This window comes from Streptomyces sp. CB02366 (assembly GCF_001905905.1).
Lineage (GTDB): Bacteria > Actinomycetota > Actinomycetes > Streptomycetales > Streptomycetaceae > Streptomyces.
The window spans coordinates 264,733-283,968 of the sequence record NZ_LIVT01000005.1 but is presented as its reverse complement, the minus strand read 5'-3'; the positions used below and the strand labels follow the sequence as shown (position 1 = coordinate 283,968).

Annotated in this window: 17 protein-coding genes and 6 tRNA genes; 9 read left to right on the top strand and 14 right to left on the bottom strand. The window is 75.1% G+C overall.

Annotation, left to right across the window (positions count from 1 at the left end; translation table 11 throughout):
• Nucleotides 1–20 precede the first annotated feature (20 nt).
• A tRNA-Val gene (locus tag AMK24_RS18325) sits at nt 21–92 on the bottom strand.
• A 54-nt stretch (nt 93–146) separates the two neighbouring features.
• The gene (locus tag AMK24_RS18320) at nt 147–602 is read right to left on the bottom strand and encodes a TIGR02611 family protein (RefSeq protein ID WP_073769843.1); all 456 of its coding nucleotides are present in this window, start codon (nt 600–602) and stop codon (nt 147–149) included.
• Between the two features lie 190 nt (nt 603–792).
• Between AMK24_RS18320 and AMK24_RS18315 the strand changes: the two genes are divergently transcribed.
• Nucleotides 793–1,206 carry an SsgA family sporulation/cell division regulator gene (locus AMK24_RS18315; RefSeq protein WP_030589699.1) on the top strand — a complete coding sequence of 138 codons (414 nt, stop codon included), beginning with the start codon at nt 793–795 and terminating at the stop codon, nt 1,204–1,206.
• A gap of 251 nt (nt 1,207–1,457) precedes the next feature.
• Nucleotides 1,458–2,030: a CGNR zinc finger domain-containing protein gene (locus tag AMK24_RS18310; RefSeq protein WP_073769842.1), complete on the top strand. Its 573-nt coding sequence runs from the start codon at nt 1,458–1,460 to the stop codon at nt 2,028–2,030.
• 32 nt (nt 2,031–2,062) lie between these two features.
• On the opposite strand, the gene AMK24_RS34235 is transcribed toward AMK24_RS18310, so the two are convergent.
• On the bottom strand, nt 2,063–2,218 hold the full coding sequence (locus AMK24_RS34235; protein ID WP_167345063.1) for a hypothetical protein: 156 nt from the start codon (nt 2,216–2,218) through the stop codon (nt 2,063–2,065).
• A gap of 157 nt (nt 2,219–2,375) precedes the next feature.
• A complete protein-coding gene (locus AMK24_RS18305) occupies nt 2,376–2,831 on the bottom strand; it encodes a hypothetical protein (protein ID WP_073769986.1) in 456 nt (151 codons plus the stop codon).
• A gap of 166 nt (nt 2,832–2,997) precedes the next feature.
• Here AMK24_RS18305 and AMK24_RS18300 point away from each other — a divergent pair, with 166 nt between their 5' ends.
• On the top strand, nt 2,998–3,516 hold the full coding sequence (locus AMK24_RS18300) for a DsbA family protein (protein ID WP_073769841.1): 519 nt from the start codon (nt 2,998–3,000) through the stop codon (nt 3,514–3,516).
• A 111-nt stretch (nt 3,517–3,627) separates the two neighbouring features.
• Here the strand turns inward: AMK24_RS18300 and AMK24_RS18295 are convergent, their stop codons facing one another.
• The 3 genes from AMK24_RS18295 to AMK24_RS18285 all read right to left on the bottom strand — a co-directional run bounded on the left by AMK24_RS18295 (nt 3,628) and on the right by AMK24_RS18285 (nt 6,440).
• On the bottom strand, nt 3,628–4,467 hold the full coding sequence (locus tag AMK24_RS18295; protein ID WP_073769840.1) for a GNAT family N-acetyltransferase: 840 nt from the start codon (nt 4,465–4,467) through the stop codon (nt 3,628–3,630).
• 96 nt (nt 4,468–4,563) lie between these two features.
• Entirely contained in the window at nt 4,564–5,385 is an 822-nt protein-coding gene (locus tag AMK24_RS18290; protein ID WP_073769839.1) for an aminotransferase class IV, read from the bottom strand.
• Entirely contained in the window at nt 5,385–6,440 is a 1,056-nt protein-coding gene (locus AMK24_RS18285; protein WP_199876449.1) for a chorismate-binding protein, read from the bottom strand. Before AMK24_RS18285 ends, AMK24_RS18290 begins: the two co-directional genes overlap by 1 nt.
• A gap of 145 nt (nt 6,441–6,585) precedes the next feature.
• Here AMK24_RS18285 and AMK24_RS18280 point away from each other — a divergent pair.
• The 5 genes from AMK24_RS18280 (at nt 6,586) to AMK24_RS18260 (ending at nt 7,051) form a co-directional block, all read left to right on the top strand.
• Nucleotides 6,586–6,658 (top strand) — tRNA-Gly (locus AMK24_RS18280).
• Nucleotides 6,659–6,696: 38 nt separating this feature from the next.
• Nucleotides 6,697–6,770 (top strand) — tRNA-Cys (locus AMK24_RS18275).
• A 1-nt stretch (nt 6,771) separates the two neighbouring features.
• Nucleotides 6,772–6,843 (top strand) — tRNA-Val (locus AMK24_RS18270).
• A 36-nt stretch (nt 6,844–6,879) separates the two neighbouring features.
• Nucleotides 6,880–6,951: transfer RNA gene (locus AMK24_RS18265), tRNA-Val, on the top strand.
• A 28-nt stretch (nt 6,952–6,979) separates the two neighbouring features.
• Nucleotides 6,980–7,051: transfer RNA gene (locus tag AMK24_RS18260), tRNA-Val, on the top strand.
• 103 nt (nt 7,052–7,154) lie between these two features.
• On the opposite strand, the gene AMK24_RS18255 is transcribed toward AMK24_RS18260, so the two are convergent.
• The 3 genes from AMK24_RS18255 to AMK24_RS18245 form a co-directional block, all read right to left on the bottom strand.
• Nucleotides 7,155–7,442 carry a TFIIB-type zinc ribbon-containing protein gene (locus tag AMK24_RS18255; RefSeq protein WP_073769838.1) on the bottom strand — a complete coding sequence of 96 codons (288 nt, stop codon included), beginning with the start codon at nt 7,440–7,442 and terminating at the stop codon, nt 7,155–7,157.
• Between the two features lie 65 nt (nt 7,443–7,507).
• On the bottom strand, nt 7,508–8,572 hold the full coding sequence (locus tag AMK24_RS18250; protein ID WP_073769837.1) for a phosphotransferase family protein: 1,065 nt from the start codon (nt 8,570–8,572) through the stop codon (nt 7,508–7,510).
• A 357-nt stretch (nt 8,573–8,929) separates the two neighbouring features.
• Nucleotides 8,930–9,136: a hypothetical protein gene (locus AMK24_RS18245; RefSeq protein WP_073769836.1), complete on the bottom strand. Its 207-nt coding sequence runs from the start codon at nt 9,134–9,136 to the stop codon at nt 8,930–8,932.
• A 683-nt stretch (nt 9,137–9,819) separates the two neighbouring features.
• Between AMK24_RS18245 and AMK24_RS18240 the strand changes: the two genes are divergently transcribed.
• Nucleotides 9,820–11,208: a serine/threonine protein kinase gene (locus AMK24_RS18240; protein ID WP_073769835.1), complete on the top strand. Its 1,389-nt coding sequence runs from the start codon at nt 9,820–9,822 to the stop codon at nt 11,206–11,208.
• 35 nt (nt 11,209–11,243) lie between these two features.
• On the opposite strand, the gene AMK24_RS18235 is transcribed toward AMK24_RS18240, so the two are convergent.
• The 4 genes from AMK24_RS18235 to cbiE all read right to left on the bottom strand — a co-directional run bounded on the left by AMK24_RS18235 (nt 11,244) and on the right by cbiE (nt 19,156).
• Nucleotides 11,244–12,062, bottom strand: coding sequence for a TrmH family RNA methyltransferase (locus AMK24_RS18235; RefSeq protein ID WP_073769834.1), 819 nt, complete (start codon nt 12,060–12,062; stop codon nt 11,244–11,246).
• A gap of 97 nt (nt 12,063–12,159) precedes the next feature.
• Nucleotides 12,160–13,470, bottom strand: coding sequence for a uroporphyrinogen-III C-methyltransferase (gene cobA / locus AMK24_RS18230; protein WP_073769833.1), 1,311 nt, complete (start codon nt 13,468–13,470; stop codon nt 12,160–12,162).
• A 285-nt stretch (nt 13,471–13,755) separates the two neighbouring features.
• Nucleotides 13,756–17,583 carry a nicotinate-nucleotide--dimethylbenzimidazole phosphoribosyltransferase gene (gene cobT, locus AMK24_RS18225; RefSeq protein ID WP_073769832.1) on the bottom strand — a complete coding sequence of 1,276 codons (3,828 nt, stop codon included), beginning with the start codon at nt 17,581–17,583 and terminating at the stop codon, nt 13,756–13,758.
• 334 nt (nt 17,584–17,917) lie between these two features.
• Nucleotides 17,918–19,156, bottom strand: a complete 1,239-nt coding sequence (gene cbiE / locus AMK24_RS18220) for a precorrin-6y C5,15-methyltransferase (decarboxylating) subunit CbiE (protein WP_073769831.1) — start codon at nt 19,154–19,156, stop codon at nt 17,918–17,920.
• Nucleotides 19,157–19,236 lie beyond the last annotated feature (80 nt).

The window sequence follows — 19,236 nt, the reverse complement described above, 5'->3', positions numbered from 1 at the left end:
TCCCGGGCCCTCTGTCCGGGTGGGCGATACTGGGTTCGAACCAGTGACCTCTTCGGTGTGAACGAAGCGCTCTCCCACTGAGCTAATCGCCCGGGCGCACCGCAAACATTACCCCATGTCAGCGGCGCTTCCGGACCGGGCCGGGATCACTCGCTGATCTTCCACGGCATGGTGAGCCCGAACTTCCAGACGTAGATCCCGGCCAGCACCGCCACGATCACCAGACCGACGGTGGTGAGGATGACGTTGCGCCGCCGGACCTTGGGGTCGAGCGCCCGCTGGGCGGCCTCGGTGACCTTGCGCTTGGTCCAGCGCAGCACGAGCTGGGCCCAGACGAACTCGGTCGCCCAGATCGCCATGCCGCCGAAGATCACCAGCCAGCCGGGGCCGGGCAGCACCAGCATGAGCACCCCCGCGATCACGACCCCGAGCCCGACGATGAAGACGCCGACCTGCCAGCTCAGGTGCAGCGCCTTCGACGCCTTGATGAAGCCCGGGGCCCGCGAGCCCAGCTCGCGTTCCTCCCGGTCCGGTTCCCCCGTGGCGGCCGCCGCGTCGGTCTGCTCCGCGACCTTGGTCCGCTCGTCACTCTCCGCGTTCATGAAACTCAACTTACCCGACCCGTCGTCGTCACCGGAATGGGTGCATAACTCAAAGTTACACGCCGCCGAGCGGGGGATCCGAAGCATCACAAATGGGTCAGAGGGGTTTACAACGCCACCGTAGGTGGCATGTCGATTTCGCCGACGTGCGAATCCCCGAGCGCACACTGAGCGAAAGGCCCTGGCGCTTATGAACACCACGGTCAGCTGCGAGCTGCACCTGCGCCTCGTTGTGTCGAGCGAGTCCTCACTGCCTGTACCTGCGGGCCTGCGGTATGCCACGGCCGATCCCTATGCCGTGCACGCCACCTTCCACACCGGAGCGGAGGAGACGGTCGAATGGGTATTCGCCCGCGACCTCCTCGCCGAGGGGCTGCACAGGCCCACCGGCACCGGTGACGTCCGCGTCTGGCCATCTCGTAGTCACGGTCAAGGCGTCGTCTGCATCGCCCTGAGTTCCCCGGAGGGCGAAGCCCTGCTCGAAGCTCCGGCGCGGGCCCTGGAGTCGTTCCTGAAGAGGACCGACGCCGCGGTTCCGCCCGGCACCGAACATCGCCACTTCGATCTGGACACGGAGCTCTCCCACATCCTGGCCGAGAGCTGAGCCAGGCAGAGAGCCGCACGACGCCGTCCGACTCGGGGCGACGGCGTCGCCGCGACAACCGCATAGGGCTGACATCGGCGCCGTCGTCGCGGAACCCACCGCGGCGACGGCGCCGACGCGTTCGCCCCCTCCGCTCCCCGTCGCCGGAGGGGCTCGTTCCGCCCCCCGCCGGGCCCGGAGCCGGCACGGCGAGCCAGTAGAGTCAGCCGCCATCGGCGGGCGCCCGCCCGCCGGAGGCCAGGGAGCGAAGCGTGCTGATCCCTCACGACACCCGGATCGCCCTCGACACGGTGGTCGATCTGGTGAACACCGCACCGGAGAGCGAGCCGCCCCGGGACGACCCCGCGGACGGCCTTCCCGACGTGGCGGCGCTGTACGCCTTCGCGGAGCGGCATCACATCAGCGGGGTCGGCGCCCTCGGCGTGAGGGACCTGTCCGCCGTGCGCGACGTCCGGGCACGCTTCGCGGAGGTCTTCGCGGCCCCCGACCCCCGTACCGCGGCCGACCTGGTCAACCGGCTCGTCGCAGCCGCCGGGACCACCCCCCAGCTCACCGACCACGACGGCTACGACTGGCACGTGCACTACTTCGCGCCGGACGCCTCGATCGCCGACCACCTCGCGGCCGACTGCGGCATGGCGCTGGCGTTCATCATCGTGGCGGGCGAGCAGGAGCGGCTGCGGCGCTGCGAGGCGCCGGACTGCGGGCACGCCTTCGTCGACCTGTCGCGCAACCGCTCCCGCCGCTACTGCTCCAGCCGTACGTGCGGGAACCGGCTCCACGTCGCGGCGTACCGGGCCCGGCGCAAGGAAGCGGCGGGCTGACGCCCCACGCGGCCCCGCCCGGGCGCCGCGGGTCACAGCATGAAGAGGTCGTGCAGAGCGGCCATCAGTAACAGGCCCCCGACCACCGTCAGGAAGATCATCAGGGGCGGCTGGGAAAGCGCGAAGAGGCAGCCGCGAGGCTCTTCGGCGGTGCGTGCGGGGGCTTCGCCCCGGGAAGTGTCCACCATCTCGAGGTGATCATGACGCATCGACGACCGGGTTGCCGTTCAACCAGGGGGTTCAGCACGGGAGTTCACCGTCACGTGGCCATCGGTAATCGCTCCGGCATGCGAATCGCCGCCAAGCGTTCGGTGCGACGGGGCGCCGCCCGGGGCGGCCCGCGCCTCAGATGCCGTGCTTCTTGAGGATCGCCTCGATGTCGCCGAAGTCGTCGTCGGAGGCGGCGGCCCCCTGCTTCTTCCGCGGTTTCGCGGCGGCGGGCCCGGTCGCGGCGCCCGCGCCGAGCGAGGGTGCGGACGCGGTCGGGGCGACCGCCTCGTTCCGCCCGGCCGCCCGCGCGGCCTTGCGCTCCGCGCGGGTGGCGCCGCTGCGGCGCTCGACGGCGCGGGTGGTCGTGAACAGCAGCCAGGAGAGGCCGAGGACCCCGAAGCCGATCCAGACACTCGGCTTGAGGGCGATCCCGGCGGCCCATTCGACGACCCCGGTCAGCACGAGTCCGACCGGGACCAGGGAGTAGGCGGCGATCCGCGTCGCCGTGAGGAACCGCTTGCGGTACGCGGTCACCGCGGCGATCCCCAGGCCCGCCGCCGACACCGCGGAACAGATGGTCTCGGCGAGCATGGCGGCCTCCAGGCGCAGGGGGTACGACCCCTCCATCCTGCACCGGCGGTCGCCGGCGGTGCCACGGCTGCGGTGCACCTCAGGGACATTTCAGGGCCGGGCTCCTCCCCAGGGGGTGGCCCGGTCCGGATTGGGCCGCCTCCGCCCGGCCTGGAAGACTGGGCGCATGAGCGATTCCACCCCCGCCGCGCCGGTCGTCCTCGACCTCTGGTGCGACCTCCAGTGCCCCGACTGCCACCGAGCCCTCGACGACGTGCGCGCCCTGCGCGAGCGGTACGGGGACCGCGTCGAGATCCGGCTGCGGCACTTCCCGCTGGAGAAGCACAAGCACGCCTACGCCGCGGCCCAGGCCGCCGAGGAGGCGATCGGGCAGGGGCGGGGCTGGCCGTACATCGAGGCCCTGCTGGCCCGGACCGACGACCTCGGGCGCTCGGGCGAGCCGCTGCTCCTCGACGTGGCACGCGGACTGGGGCTGGACGCCGAGGAGTTCGACACGGCACTGGTCGACGGCCGTCATCTGCTGATCGTCGACGCCGACCAGGCGGAGGGCAAGGCGATCGGCGTCACTGGCACCCCGACCTATGTGATCGGCGATCAGCGGCTGGACGGCGGCAAGAGCCAGGACGGGCTGCGCGAGCGGATCGAGGAGCTCGTCGACGGCGCGCTGGACGCGCGGGGGCGGTGACCGGACGCCGGGGCGGCCGCACGGTCCGGGGCCGGCGGCCGCGCCGGCCCGGCGTCCCCTGGGACCGGCCCCGCGGAACCCGGCTCCGGGGCCCTTCGGGCCGCGAGGCCGCTACAGCGCCTTGGCCAGGTTGTACCGCGTCGCCGTGTAGCCCAGGGACTCGTACAGCTTCAGGGCCGGGGTGTTGGAGGCGAAGACGTGCAGGCCGATCCGGTCCGCGTCCCAGGCCCGGACGACGTCCTCGGCCAGCAGCATCAGCGCCCGCCCGTAGCCCCGGCCGCGGTGCTCCGCGCGTACCTCGACGTCGAAGACGAAGCCGGCCGGCGGGCCGCCCGGCTCCGGCTCCCCCGGCCCCACCCACACCCGGCCGACGACCTCGCCCGCCCGTACCAGCACCTCGAAGCGCGTTTTCTCGGTGGCCAGCCCGTCCGGCAGGAGCGAGGCGTGGTCCCTTTCCGACTTGAGCCGGGCCTGTTCGGGCTCCGCCCCGCGCTCGACCCACTCCTGCGCGTACGCCCGGACCGCCTCCTGCCGCCAGACGGCGAACTCCTCCTCGCTCAGGGGGCGGGCGGTGAGCCCGGCGGGCAGCGGGGCGGCGTCCGGGCCGAGGCGCTTGACCATGTTGCGGCTGCGTTCGGTGTAGCCGAGGGCGGACGCGAGGCGCCGGGCGGGTTCGTTGCCGGCGGGAACCTCCACCCGCACCCGGGTGCAGCCCCACCCCCGGAGCACCTCCTCGGCGGCGAGCGCGGCGATGGTGCCCCGGCCGCGCCTGCGCCGCGCCTCGTCGACGGCGAGGGAGGTCAGCACCCCGGCGGTCGGGCCGAACGCCGCGTCGGTGCTGATCGCGACGGCGCCGACGGGCAGCCCGTTGTCGCACACGTCGTAGCGGCGGGACCGCGCGCCGGCGTCCCCCTGCTGGAGCGGCCCGGACGGCCGGAGTGTCGTGGTCATCAAGAGGTTGTATCCCCTGGACGCCGCCCCGTCACGCGGATTTCCGGGCCCTCGGACTCATGGCGGCCCGGCGGCGGGGCTCTCGACGGCCCCGGCTCACGGGTCGAGGTCGTCGTCCGCCCGCTCGGCGAAGATCCGCATCGCCTTCGCCGTCACCGGTCCGACCTCCGGCGTCAGGGCGCGGTCGTCGATCCGGTGCACCGCCTGGACGTCCCGGAGCGTCGAGGTCAGGAACACCTCGTCGGCCTCGGCGAGCACGTCCATCGGCAGATCGGTCTCCTCGGCCCCGGTCCACTCGACCGTCAGCGCGCGCGTGATCCCGGCGAGGCAGCCGGAGGCGACCGGCGGGGTGTGGATACGGCCGTCCAGGACGACGAAGACGTTGGAGCCGGTACCTTCGCAGAGCCGGTCGGCGGTGTTGGGGAACAGCGCCTCGGACGCGCCCCGCTCCCGCGCCCGGGCCAGGGCGACGACGTTCTCGGCGTACGAGGTGGTCTTGAGGCCCACGAGCGCACCGCGTTCGTTGCGGGTCCAGGGGACGGTGATCACCGCCGTGCTGTCCGGGCGGCGGTCCACCCCGTCGAGGGCGACGACCAGGCTCGGCCCGTCCGTTCCCCGGTCCGAGCCGAGCGGGGAGGGCCCTCCGGTGCAGGTGATCCGCAGGCGCCCCAGGGGAACGGGGTTGGCCTCGACGACCGCGGCGACGGCGTGGCGGATCTCGTCGTGGTCCGGGTCGGGCAGGCCCAGGCCCCGGGCGGAGCGGGTGAGGCGGTCGAGGTGCCGGGTCAGCGCGAAGGGGCGCCCCTCGCTCGTACGCACCGTCTCGAAGATGCCGTCGCCCACGGTCAGCCCGTGGTCCAGCACCGAAAGCCGGGCGTCGTCGGCGTTCCGCAGCCCTCCGTTGACCCAGATCCTCATCATGCGGTCCTTCCTGTCTCCGGATAGGTGCCCGACGCTACAGCGAGCAGCCGGGATGCCTTGAGTTCGGTCTCGTCCCACTCGCGCTCGGGCTCCGAGCCCCAGGTGATGCCGGCGCCCGTCCCGAACCGCAGCAGCGGCGCGGGCCCGGTCCGGTCGATCCAGAACGTCCGTATGCCCACCGCGAGCGAGGCGGCGCCCCGGTCGGCGTCGACCCAGCCGACCGCCCCGCAGTAGGGCCCGCGCGGGCCCCGCTCCAGCTCGCCGATGATCCGCAGCGCGCTGGACTTCGGCGCGCCGGTGACCGACCCGGGCGGGAAAGCCGCCGCGAACAGCTCGGGCCAGCCGGCCCCGTCCGCCAGCCGGCCCCGGACGCTGGAGACGAGGTGGACGAGGCCCGGATGCTTCTCCACCACGCAGAGATCGGGCACGCTCACGCTCCCGGTGGCGCAGACGCGGCCCAGGTCGTTGCGGACCAGGTCCACGATCATCACGTTCTCCGCGTGGTCCTTCTCCAGCAGGTCGGCCTCGGTACGGCCGGTGCCCTTGATCGGTCCGGACTCCACGGTCCGTCCGTCGCGCCGCAGGAAGAGTTCCGGGGAGGCGGTGGCGATCTCCACGCCGTGGCCCGGCAGCCGGATCGTGCCCGCGTAGGGGGCGGGATTGCCGCGGGCGAGCAGGGAGGTCAGGGCGTCCACATCGGCCCCGGCCCCGCCGCCGGGGAGCGGGGCGGACAGCACCCGGCAGAGGTTGGCCTGGTAGACGTCTCCCGCCGCGATGTGTTCACGGATCCGCCGTACGCCCGCCGTGTAGGCGTCACGGTCCAGTGAGGAGGTCCAGTCCCCGGCGGCGGGCCCCCGCCAGGCGCCGGGGACGGGGGCGGGCACCGCTTCCCTCCGCACGTCGGAGAAGCGGGCGCAGACCACACGGCCCTCGAAGTCCGCGGACACCGCCCAGAAGCCGGACGAGTCGAGCGCCGCGGGATCGTGGGTCACGTCCTGCAGACCGGAGGCGGTGAGGCCGTCGAAACGGGCCAAGGGGGCGAGGTCGGACACGTCCACGAGTCTAGGACGGGGCGCGGTGACCCGCGCCGGGGCGAGGCGACCGCAGCACGCTGCGCAAACGCGTTTTTGTACTGGCCCAGGAATCCGCTAGAGTTCAACACGTCGCCGGGACGCGCAAGCGGACCGGGAAAGACAAGCGGACGTAGCTCAGTTGGTAGAGCGCAACCTTGCCAAGGTTGAGGTCGCCAGTTCGAACCTGGTCGTCCGCTCGCAGAAGGTGGGGGATCCTTCCCGAGCCCCCATCCCTGGTGGAGTGGCCGAGAGGCGAGGCAACGGCCTGCAAAGCCGTCTACACGGGTTCAAATCCCGTCTCCACCTCCAAGGACGATTAGCTCAGCGGGAGAGCGCTTCCCTGACACGGAAGAGGTCACTGGTTCAATCCCAGTATCGTCCACTGATCCGCAAGGATCACCGGTCCGCAAGGATCCCCGCGCGATTAGCTCAGCGGGAGAGCGCTTCCCTGACACGGAAGAGGTCACTGGTTCAATCCCAGTATCGCGCACGCAGTTCGCCGTACCCGCAGGTCCCCCGCGCGATTAGCTCAGCGGGAGAGCGCTTCCCTGACACGGAAGAGGTCACTGGTTCAATCCCAGTATCGCGCACCGACAGGAACCCCCGGCCGTCTCCACGGCCGGGGGTTCTTTCGTCGTACGGCCCGCCCCCGTGGGGCCGGGCGCCCGAGAGCCCCCGGCCCCACGGGAAAGCTCAGGACGAGAACAGCATCCGGCCGAAGCCCTTCTGGCGGTGATGGCCGTAGTGGCCACCGTGCTGCGGTGCGCCCCAGGCGGGAGCGTGGGCGGCGGGAGGAGCGGCCGGGTAGGCCTGCGGCGGGGCGGGCGGAGCCTGCTGGGACCACTGGGACTCCAGGCGGGTCAGCGACTCCAGCTCGCCGTAGTCGAGGAATATCCCCCGGCACCCACTGCACTGCTCGATCTGGACGCCGTTGCGGTTGTACGTGTTCATCGGCGCGTGACACTTCGGACACTGCATCATCGGCTCGGCTCCTCGCCCTCGTCGTGCCGTCGCCGGAATGTCTGCCCCGCGACGGTCGGTTCACCCTACGACGCGGTACCGGTGGCCAAGTCGGGCGGCAACGTAGCGATTCGGGCACAGGATGCGATCATCAGCTGTTCGTGGGCGTCCGGTTCCCGTTGCTCCGCAGCGCACTTGGCGAGGGCGACGGCCGCCGTCTGCACCGTCAGCGCACGGGCCGGGACGTCCAGCACGGGCCAGGGGTCGCCGACGGCGGGGACGGCGGGTCCCCCGGCGGACCGGTAGGCGTTCAGGAAGACCGACCAGTCCTCGGGGGCGAGGAGCCCGGCCGCATACCAGGCGGCGGGCCGGGCGAGGTCCCAGGCCGGGTCGCCCGCGCCCGCGTCGTCCACGTCGATGAGCAGCCACGGGCCGTCCGGAGCGGGATGGCGCACGAGCTGGCCGAGGTGGAGGTCTCCGTGGCACAGGAAGCGGCCGCGCCGCGGGGGCGGCGGGGCCTCGTCCCGGGCCCAGGCCGGCAGGGCGCGCCACCCGGCCAGCACGGGCAGGACGGCCGGGTCGCCGGGGCGGGCGGCGCACATCCGGGCGACGGCCCGCGCCGCCTTGGCCGGTCCCCGCATCGGCGGCAGCGGGAGCGGGGGGTTCGTGCGGTGCAGACGGGCGAGCAGCCCGGCGGCCTCGGCCCAGGGGGCGGCCCCGGGGTCGGCGGGGTCCACCGGGGTGCCGAGCGGCCAGAGGGTGACGGGGCGGTCCCCGGGCGCGGCGGGGCGGCCGACCGGGCGCGGGCCCCGGGGATCGCCGGAGAGCGCCGCGTCCACGGGTTCGCCGAAGGGCTCCGGGGAGCGGAGCGCTCCGTCCGGCTCCAAGCGTTCCGGGCCGGTGAGGGGCGGCAGCAGGATGCCGGTGAGCTCGGGGGCGGCGGCCAGCGCGATCCGGGCCGCCAGCGCCTCGCGGTCGGCATCGGCGGCGTGGGCCTTCGCGACGACCGCGCCGCTGCGGACCACGGTGCCGTCGGCCCGGTCCGCGAGGAGTTGCGGCGGCTCGCAGACGCACGGCGTCCCGGACGGGTGGGCGAGGCGGTGCGCGAGGACGCCCAGTTCGTGGACGAGTGAGGTCTGGGTGGTGGTCAACGGCTCCCCCGGCGGTCGGCCCGGCCGTGCACCGGTCCAGCCGTGAGCCTAACGCGGGGCGGACCGGGGAGGGCTGGCGACGTACTCCGCCCGGGCGAGGGGCACGAGGGGGCGGGGCGCCGTGCGGAGGGCCGGGGCACGGCGGCCTGCCGGGGGCGCGGGGCCCGGCCTGGGAGCCGCACGGCCGGGCGGCCCGGACGGCGGGCCCGGCCGGGGCGGCACGGGCCCGGACAGCGCGATGCCCGGTCAGCTCCCCAGCTGACCGGGCAAACGCTGTCGTCCGCCGCACCCCCGTCCCCACGGGGCTGTTGGCCGGATGTGTGGGTCCGGACCGCTCTTCCGGGCCCCGGGCGCCGCTCAGCGCCCCAGCATCACCGCCACGGACGACGCCTGTGTGACCACCGCTTCCCAGCCGCCGAAGACGACCACGAGCAGGGCCGCCAGGGGAAGGACCATCGCCGTCGCCACCAAGGGGTGGCGGGTGCCGGACGGACGGACGCCGAACGCGGCGTACGCCTTGCGTCCGCCCGTACGGACCATCGTCCGCGTTGCCGTGTCCGCCATGGTTCCTCTCCTGACGCGATCGGGAGCGGTGGGCGTGTGACCTCGGGGGACGAGTACCTCGCCCACCGCTTGGTCACCACATTAGGTAAGCGGTGCGCACGGGGCGTCATGCCCGCGTACCGATTCCCGGGCCTCCCGGAGGATGAGCCGTCGCCGGGCGGTGTACTCCCCTGGGTGGAGAAGGGCCTCCGGAGGTTGGGGTCATCCCGGAGGGGGCGACCGGGGCCGCCCGCCGTCCGGGGGGACCGGGTCCGGGAGCACGCCGTCCGCCGGGGGGTGCCGGGCGTCCTTCCCCCGCGGCGGGCCCGGCATGCCCCGTCGCCCGCGCGAGCCTGTCCACCGGGTGACTTCACTCACGTCGGGCGCCCTTCGCCGACCGGTCGTCCCCCTTCCGGGGGCCGCCCGGGACCCCGGCGCCCCCCATGCCGAGGGGGCGGCCGCCGCCCTCCCGGCCACCGCGTCCCGGTGTTTCCCCGGTGATCCAATCCCCTTTGCCCGGTGGCTCCTTGAGCGGCCCGTCCGGACGGGGGACGCCGATCCGCCGCGCCCCGGCCCCTCTTCGTCTCTCCGGAGCGCCGCGGCCAATCGAATCCCCGGTGAGGGCGCGGCCTCTGAGCGTGCCGGGCGCGGGGTACGTAAGCTGTGCCTCGTCAGGCGGATCAGGCAGCGGGGATGGGCAGACGATGGCGATGATGCGGCTCCGGCGCGAGGACCCGCGTCTCGTCGGCTCGTTCCGGCTGCACCGGCGGCTCGGCGCGGGCGGCATGGGCGTCGTCTACCTCGGCTCCGACCGTCGCGGCCAGCGGGTCGCGCTCAAGGTGATCCGGCCCGACCTGGCGGAGGATCAGGAGTTCCGCTCGCGGTTCGCGCGCGAGGTGTCGGCGGCCCGGCGGATCCGCGGCGGCTGCACGGCCCGGTTGGTCGCCGCCGATCTGGAGGCGGACCGCCCGTGGTTCGCCACCCAGTACGTGCCCGGCCCCTCCCTGCACGACAAGGTCGCGGAGGAGGGCCCCCTGTCCGCCGCCGAGGTCGCCTCGATCGGGGCGGCGCTCTCCGAGGGGCTGGTCGCGGTGCACGAAGCGGGCGTGGTCCACCGTGATCTGAAGCCGTCGAACATCCTGCTCTCCCCCAAGGGCCCCCGCATCATCGACTTCGGTATCGCCTGGGCGACCGGGGCGAGCACGCTCACCCACGTCGGTACGGCGGTGGGGTCGCCCGGGTTCCTCGCGCCCGAGCAGGTCCGGGGCGCGGCCGTGACGCCCGCGACGGACGTCTTCTCGCTCGGCGCGACGCTGGCGTACGCGGCGACGGCCGACTCCCCCTTCGGGCACGGCAGTTCCGAGGTGATGCTGTATCGCGTGGTGCACGAGGAAGCGCAGTTGCGCGGGGTGCACGACGCGCTGGCCCCGCTGATCAGCGCCTGCCTCGCGAAGGACCCGGAGGAGCGGCCCAGCACGCTGCAACTGTCCATGCGGCTCAAGGAGATCGCGGCGCGGGAGGCTCAGGGGCTGCACGAGAGCCGGCCCCCGGCGCAGCGGTCCGCGCAGGAGGCGGACCGGCCGACCGGGCGCATGGCCGATCCGTACGCCGACCAGCACACCCGGCGTTCCGAGGGCCCGTCCGGCTCCCGCCCCCAGCCTGGCCGGCGCGGGGCGCCCGCGCGTTCGGGGCCGCCCCGCACCGGTGGTTCCCGCCCGCAGCAGGCGTCGCGCGACACGGCGCGTTCGGGCGGGAAGACCGGGAAGCGGCCGGGGGCGCCGGCCGGGACCAACGGCCGCCCGAGCACCCGCTCCGGGAGCCGTACGACCTCGGCGGGGCGGCGGCCGGCCAATCCGCGGTTGCTGCGTCAGCGGCTGGTGGTGTTCGTCGTGGTGACGCTGCTGGTGGCGTTGGGCATCGCGGCGGCACAGGGCTGCCAGGGGCCGGCGCGCGGGCTCGGCGGGGACGAGCGGCCGGGCGGGGTGGCGCAGGCGCGGGCCGGTTCCGCGCAGGACGGGGCGGGGTGGCCGCGAGCCGCCTCCGCTTCCCGTTCCGGCGGCGGGCCCGTGGGTCCGGCGGCATCGGCGTCCTGACGCAGGGCGCCCGGACCGGCCGGGACCGCCCGCGCTCAGCTCTCCGGGCGGCCCGCCGTCACCGCGTAGAAGGCGACGGCCGCGGCCGCGCCCACGTTCAGCGAGTCGACGCCGTGCGCCATCGGGATGCGGACCCATGTGTCGGCGGCCGCCAGCGCCCGCGTGGACAGCCCGTCGCCCTCCGCCCCGAGCATCAGCGCCACCCGCTCCAACTGGTGCGGGGCAGCCTCGTCGATGCTGGTGGCCTTGGCGTCCGGGGTGAGCGCGAGGAGCCGGAAGCCGGCTTCCCGTACCGTCCCCAGCGACTTCGGCCAGGCTTCGAGCCGGGCGTACGGGACGGAGAAGACCGCGCCCATGGAGACCTTGACGGAGCGCCGGTAGAGCGGGTCCGCGCAGTCCGGGGAGAGCAGGACCGCGTCCATGCCCAGGGCCGCGGCGCTGCGGAAGACGGCGCCGATGTTGGTGTGGTCGTTCACCGACTCCATGACCACCACCCGGCGCGCGGTGGTGAGCAGTTCGTCGGCGGCGGGCAGCGGCTTGCGCTGCATGGAGGCGAGCGCCCCGCGGTGGACGTGGTAGCCGGTGACGCGTTCGGCCAGCTCGGGGGCGACGGCGTACACCGGGGCCGGGGACTCGTCGATGACGTCGCGCATGGCGTCCACCCACTTGGCGGAGAGCAGCATGGACCGCATCTCGTACCCGGACTGCCGGGCTCTGCGGATCACCTTCTCGCCCTCGGCGATGAACAGGCCCTCCGCGGGTTCGCGCCGTCGCCGCAGCTCGACGTCGGTCAGTCCGGTGTAGTCGCTCAGCCGGGGGTCGGCGGGGTCGTCGATGGTGATGAGATCTGCCACGGGGTGATACCGCCTTGTCCGGTGGGGGGCGCCGACGCCTGGAAGGGAGCGGGGTGGGAGCGGGCGGCGGGGTACGGGCCCCGCCGCGGGCCCGGTGTCATTCGGCGGCGCCCCCGGCTGCCCGCGGGACGGAGTCGGGGCCGACCCCCACGACCGCGCCGATCACGATCACGGCGGGCGGGCGCACGTCCTCGGCCGCCGCGCGCTCGCCGACGTCCGCGAGCGTCGCGTCGATCCGGCGCTGGGCGGCGGTGGTGCCCTCCTGGACGAGGGCGACCGGGGTGTCCGGGTCCTTGCCGTGGGCGATGAGGGCGGCGGCGATGGCCCCGATCTTGTCGACGGCCATCAGGAGGACGAGGGTGCCGCGCAGCCGGGCGATGGCCGCCCAGTCGACCAGCGAGCGCGGGTCCTCGGGGGCCACATGGCCGCTGACCACGGTGAACTCGTGAGCCACGCCCCGGTGGGTGACGGGGATCCCGGCGGCTCCGGGGACGGAGATGGTGCTGGAGATCCCGGGGACGACCGTGCAGGGGATGCCCTCGGCGGCCAGCGCCTGGGCCTCCTCCATGCCGCGGCCGAAGACGAACGGGTCGCCGCCCTTGAGCCGGACCACGGACTTGCCGGCCTTGGCGTGTTCGATGAGCGCCCGGTTGATCGCCTCCTGGGCCATGAACCGGCCGTAGGGGATCTTCGCGGCGTCGATGACCTCGACGTGCGGCGGGAGTTCGTCGAGCAGGTCGCGGGGGCCGAGGCGGTCGGCGATGACGACGTCGGCCTCGGCGAGGAGGCGGCGGCCGCGCACGGTGATCAGGTCCGGGTCGCCGGGGCCGCCGCCGACCAGCGCGACGCCGGGGGCGCGGGTGCGGCGGCGGGGGGCGGCGAGGGTGCCGTCGCGCAGGCCCTCGACGATGGCGTCGCGGAGGGCGGCGGAGTGCCGGGGGTCGCGGCCCCGGGGAGTGGTGTTGAGGACGGCGACGGTGATGTTCTCGATGCGGCCGGTGGCCGGGGTCCAGGCGGTGGCGGCCTCGGCGTCGTCGGCCCGTACGCACCAGGTGCGGGTGCGCTCGGCCTCGGCGGACGCGGCGTCGTTGGCGGCGGTGTCGGAGGAGGCGACCAGGGCGTACCAGGTGTCGGCGAGGTCGCCTTCCCGGTAGCGGCGGCGCTCCCAGCGGATCTCCCCGGCGTCCGCCATCGCCTCGACGGAGGGGGTCGCGGAGGGGGAGACCAGGGTGATGGCGGCGCCGGTGGCGATGAGCTGCGGCAGCCTGCGCTGGGCGACCTGGCCGCCGCCCACGACGACGACGCGGCGGCCGTGCAGGCGCAGTCCCACGGGGTACGCGGGGTGGTCGGCGTGGTCGGCTCGACCTGCGCTCTCGGCGTGACCTGCGTGGTCTGCGTGCTCGGCCATGGCGGTACGGGCTCCTCGTGCGGGTGCTGCGGAGGCCGCTGCGGCGGTGAAGCGGCTGTGACGTGCGGAAAGCGGAGGTTCCGGGTGGGGAACACGATACGGGGCGGGGGTGGGCGGGGACCGGTCGCCCGGCGTCCGCCCCGCCCCGCCCCGGGGCGGGGTGGGGTGGGGTGGGCGGCGCCTGGGTCGGACCCCTCCCCCGCCCGGGTGCGGGACTTCGTCCCGGGCCCGCTCCTCAAGCGCCGAAAGGGCTGATCGGAGCGGGGCCCGGGGTGGTGGGCGGGGCTACTTCTCCGTCACGCCCGCCGAGTCGAACGTGGCCACCTCGTGCATCGCGCGGGCCGCGCTCTGCACGATCGGGAGGGCCAGCAGGGCGCCGGTCCCCTCGCCCAGACGCAGGTCGAGGTCGACCAGCGGGCGCAGGCCCAGCTTGTTGAGCGCGGCGACGTGGCCGGGCTCGGCGCTGCGGTGGCCGGCGATGCAGGCGGCCAGCGCCTCGGGGGCGATGGCACGGGCGACCAGGGCGGCCGCGCCGGCGCTCACGCCGTCCAGGATCACCGGCGTGCGCAGGGAGGCTCCGCCGAGGAGGAAGCCGGCCATCGCCGCGTGCTCCAGGCCGCCGACCGCCGCGAGCACGCCGACCGGGTCGGCCGGGTCCGGCTGGTGCAGGTCGAGGGCGCGGCGGACGACGTCGACCTTGCGGGCGTGCATCTCGTCGTTGATGCCGGTCCCCCGGCCGGTCACCTCGGAGGCGTCGGCCCCGGTGTACACGCAGATCAGCGCGGCCGACGCGGTGGTGTTGGCGATGCCCATCTCACCGGTGAGCAGGGCCTTGTTGCCCGCGGCCACCAGGTCGCGGGCGGTTTCGATGCCGACCTCGATCGCGGCGAGCACGTCATCTCGGCTGAGCGCGGGGCCGGTCGTGAAGTCCGCCGTGCCGGGCCGCACCTTGCGGGGCAGCAGACCGGCGGTCGCGGGCAGTTCCGCCGCCACGCCGACGTCCACGACGCAGACCTCCGCGCCCACCTGGGCCGCGAAGGCGTTGCAGACGGCTCCGCCGCCGAGGAAGTTCGCCACCATCTGGGCGGTGACCTCCTGCGGCCACGCGGTGACCCCCTGGGCGTGCACCCCGTGGTCCCCGGCGAAGATCGCCACGGCCGCGGGCTCCGGGATCGGCGGCGGGCAGGCCCGCGAGAGCCCGGAGAGCTGTGCGGAGATGATCTCCAGCATGCCGAGCGCCCCGGCGGGCTTCGTCATCCGCTTCTGGCGCTCCCACGCCTCCCCGAGCGCCTTCGCGTCCAATGGCCGGATCGCGGAGATCGTCTCCTGCAGCAGGTCGTGCGGTTCGGCGCCGGGCAGCGCGCGTCGGCCGTACGTCTCCTCGTGGACGACCCAGGACAGCGGGCGGCGCTTGGACCAGCCCGCCTGCATCAGCTCGGGCTCCTCGGGGAACTCGTCGACGTAGCCGACGCAGAGGTAGGCCACCACTTCCAGGTGCTCGGGCAGGCCCAGTGCGCGGACCATCTCCCGCTCGTCGAAGAAGCTGACCCAGCCGACGCCGAGGCCCTCGGCGCGGGCGGCGAGCCACAGGTTCTCGACGGCGAGGGCGGAGGAGTACGGCGCCATCTGCGGCTGGGTGTGCCGGCCGAGGGTGTGGCGGCCGCCGCGGGTGGGGTCGGCGGTGACGACGATATTGACCGGGGTGTCGAGGATCGCCTCGATCTTCAGTTCCTTGAACTGCTTCGCCCGGCCCTTGGGCAGCGACTCGGCGTAGGCGTCGCGCTGCCGCTGGGCCAGTTCGTGCATGGAGCGGCGGGTCTCCGCGGAGCGGATGACGACGAAGTCCCACGGCTGCGAGTGGCCCACGCTCGGCGCGGTGTGCGCCGCCTCCAGGACCCGCAGCAGCACCTCGTGCGGAATGGGGTCGCCGCGGAAGCCGTTGCGAATGTCCCGGCGCTCCCGCATGACCCGCAGCACGGCTTCGCGCTCGGCGTCGTCGTAGCCGGGGGCGGGCGGGGTGGCCGGCCGGACGGGCTCCTCGGGCGCCGGGCCGTCCGCCTGGTCCGGGTGGTCGCCGGTTCCGGACTGCTCGGGGGCCTCGCTCCGCGGCTGCGCCTCGGCCTGCTGCGGCTCCAGCGCCTGCCGGCCCACAGCCTCGGCCGGCCGGTCGGCGCTCTGCGCCTGTCGTGCGGCCTCCAGCGGCTCCGGAAGCTGCGGCGTCTCGATGATCTCGGGTCCGGCGCCGTCCTCGTCGTCGGGCGCGGTCGCCCGCGCCGCTTCCGCGGACTCGGGGGCCGGGGCGGTCTCCTGCTCAGGCGCGGGGGGCTGCTGGTCCGTGGGCTTTGGAGCGTCCTCTCCCGCGGCGCCTTCCGCCACGGGCTCGGCGGACGGCTCGGGCTGCGCGGCCCGGGGTGCGGGCGGCTCCGCAGCGACGACCGCTTCCGGAACCGTGACGGCCTGCGGGCTGTCGGCCGCCGCGTCCGGGGCCGCCGCCGCGTCCGGGGCCGTTTCGGCGGCCGGGACCGGTTCGGCAGCCGGGGCCACGACGGGCTCGGCCACCGCTTCGGCCACCGCTTCCGCGGACTGCTCCTGAGGGGACGGCTCCAGAACCTCGGGCTCCGCCGGTGCGGACTCCACCGGGGCGGGTTCCCGCGCCGCCGCCTCGCCGGGCGCCGGGATCTGCGCCGCGGGCTGCGTGGCAGCCGCGTCCTCCACCGGAACGACCGGGGCGGCCTGCGGGGCCGCGGCGGCGTGCCACGCCTCCGGCCGCTCCGGGGCTGCGGGCTCCTCGGCCGGGGCCGGAACAGGTGCTTGTGCCTGGGCCTGCGCCGGGCTCGCCTCGGTCCGCGGGAGGACGACCGGGCCGGTGGGCGGCTGCTCCCCGGCGGCCGGCTCCGGGACGACCGTTTCTGCCGGGACGGCCTGCGGGGCGCTCCGGAGTTCCGCCGGGACGGCCTGCGGGGCAGGCTCGGGCCGGGCTTCGGCAACGGGCTCCAGCGGCTGCGCCGACTGCTCGGTCTCGACGGCCGCCACCGGCTGCCCGGCCTCGACGTCGGGCTGCGGCTGCGCGGGCGGAGCCACCGGGGCCGCCGCCGGAGCGGACTCGGCCACCGGCTCCGCCGCACGGTCCGGTGAAGCCTGCCGCACGGGCTGCTCGGCCGGTGCTTCCTCCACCGCCTGAACCGGCGGCTCGGCTGCCGGGGCCTCCACCACCGGCTGCTCGGCGGCGGGGGGCTGTTCGGCCTCGACCGGCCCGGCCTCCGGCTGTTCGGTCTGCCCCGGCTGCCGTGCCTCTTCCCCGGTCTGCTCGACGACGGTCTGCTCGACGAGGGCCGGCTCGGTGGCGGCCGGCTCGGTCACGGCCTGCTCGACGGCCACCGGCTCGGCGACGGCCCCCTCCGGCTCCACGGCCGGCTGCTCGGGTGCGGGCTCCGCCACCGGCTGCGGGGCGCCCCACGGGGCGCCGGCCTGCGGCGGGATCTCGCCCGGCTGCGGGCCGGGCAGGGCCGAGGGGTCATCGGCGAGAGCTTCGGAATGCTCGGCGCCGTTCGTCTGCGGGCCCGCATGGCGGGCGGGCGCAGCGGTGCGGGCGGCCCCGGCCGGGCCCCGGTCGGCCAGCGAGCGGACGACGCCGCCCTGCGTGCCGCCGTACGCCGGCGCCTCGGGGGCGGCCGGGCCCCGGTGCAGGGGGCGGCGGGCGGGGGTGGCGGCGATGTGCGTGCCGACCGGGGCGGGGGCGGGCGCGGGGATGCGTACGCCGTTCAGGTCCGCCTGGCCGAAGTCACGGCCGCCGGACTCGTGGGTGCCGTGCGGCTCGGCGGGGGCCGGGGCCGCCTGGCCCTGCTGCAGGGGAATCTGCGGACCCCCGTGCTCGGGGGCGGGCGGAGCCACGGCGGTGGGCGCGGCCGGCTGCGCCTGCGCGGGGGCCGGTGCGGCCTGCGGGTCGCTCCAGGCGCCCTGGGAGGCGGGCATCAGCAGGAGGTCGTCGTCCTCGGGGGTGTGCTCGGAGGGATCGAGGAAGGTGTACGCGTCCGGGGCGGGGACGCCCGGCTGCTCCACCATGCCTGCGTTCTCCGGCAGCCCCTCGCCCGGGACCTGGCCGGTGTCAGTCATGCGTACCCCTCGCCCATCGTCAGTGCTCCTTCGGCCCTTCGCCCCGGGACGCCGAACCACGGCACGCCGGTGCTCGTCATCAAGAACGAGCGGGCTCGCCGCGCGGCACGAAACGCCCGCGCGGCTTCCTATTCTCGCGGCCGTTCGCCGCCGCGACAGGCAGTTCTGCCACGGCTCACTGTGGACTGCGCCACGTTGCGCGTCCCCCGGGTTGTGCCGTACCACAGTGCGGACCAAAACAGTCCACTTTTCCGGACATTGACGAACGAAGCGACGAACGGCCGGGCGCGGTACAACAATCGGCCAGCCTACCTCCCGTACCGGGCCGAACGGGTCAGGGGGCGAGGTCGGAACGGCAGGCGGAGAGCAGGAACACGACGGATCTCTCCCGCTCGGTCCACACCTCGGTGTCCAGGTCGACGGACTGGAGCAGCGAGCACTCCACGGTGTAGCCGTTGCCGGTGAGGGCGGCGCCGAGCGCCTCGGCCTCGTCCCGGGTGGAGGCGTGCGTGACGATGCGCTCCGGGCGGCGGTCCACGACGGCGCGGGCCACCGGCACTCCCCCGCCGCCGATCCGTACGACGTCCGGTTCGGGCAGCCGTTCCAGGATGTGCGGGGCACGGCCGCAGACGATCTGGACGGGCACGCCGAAGGCGCGGGCGGCGGCCTCGGTGCGGGCGCAGGCGGCCGGGTCGGCGTCCACGGCCAGGACGGCGGCGCCGAAACGGGCCGCTTCGACGGCGAGGGCGCCGCTGCCGGAGCCGATGTCCCAGACCAGGTCGCCGGTGCGCGGCCCGAGGCGGGCGAGCTGGGCGGCGCGCAGGCCGGGGAACTCGCCCTCGCCGGACTCCTGCATGCGCTCGGCCCCGGCGGCCCGGTAGGCGTCGGCGGGCAGGGCCCAGCCCCGTATGCCCTGGGGGTAGGCGGGTTGGCGGCCGGCGATCCAGGCGCCCGCGGTGGTGGTCTCGGGGCCGCTGCCGATGACGATGACGACGTTGGGGTCGCGCCAGGCGTGGTCGGCGGCCTTGTCGGAGGTCAGGACGGTGACGCGCTCGCGTGCGCTGCCGAGTTCCTCGCAGATGACGAAGGTGCGGTGGACCCCGTCGAGGAGGAGGGCGAGTTCGGCGGGTCCGGCGCCCGGCGAGGTGAGGACGGCGACCTTGTGGTGGGCGCGGCAGACGTTGACCGCGCGGCGCAGGGTGCGGGGGTGGGCGACGACGATCTGGGCGTCGTCCCAGGGCATGCCCGCTCGGGCGAAGGCGGTGGCCACGGCGGAGACCGCGGGGACGACCTCGACCTCCAGACCGTGTTCGCGGGCCCGCAGGGTGCGGACGACGCCGAAGAAGCCGGGGTCGCCGTCGGCGAGGACGACGGCGCTGCCGCGGTGTCCGGCGATCCGGCGGGCGGCGAGGTCGAGGCTGCCGAGGCGGATGCGTTCGGCGTTCGGGGGCACTTCCGGCAGGGCGAGGTGGTGGGCGGCGCCCGCGACGAGGGTGGCGGCCGAGAGGGCGGCCGTGGCCGCCGCGGTCAGTGGCGAGCCGTCCCAGCCGATCACCGTGACCCGGTCGGCCATCGTCGTCTGTCTCCTGGAGGTGGGGAGGGAGCGGGGCGGGCGCCCGTCGTACGCGGGGCGGGGCTCGTCGCACGCGGGCA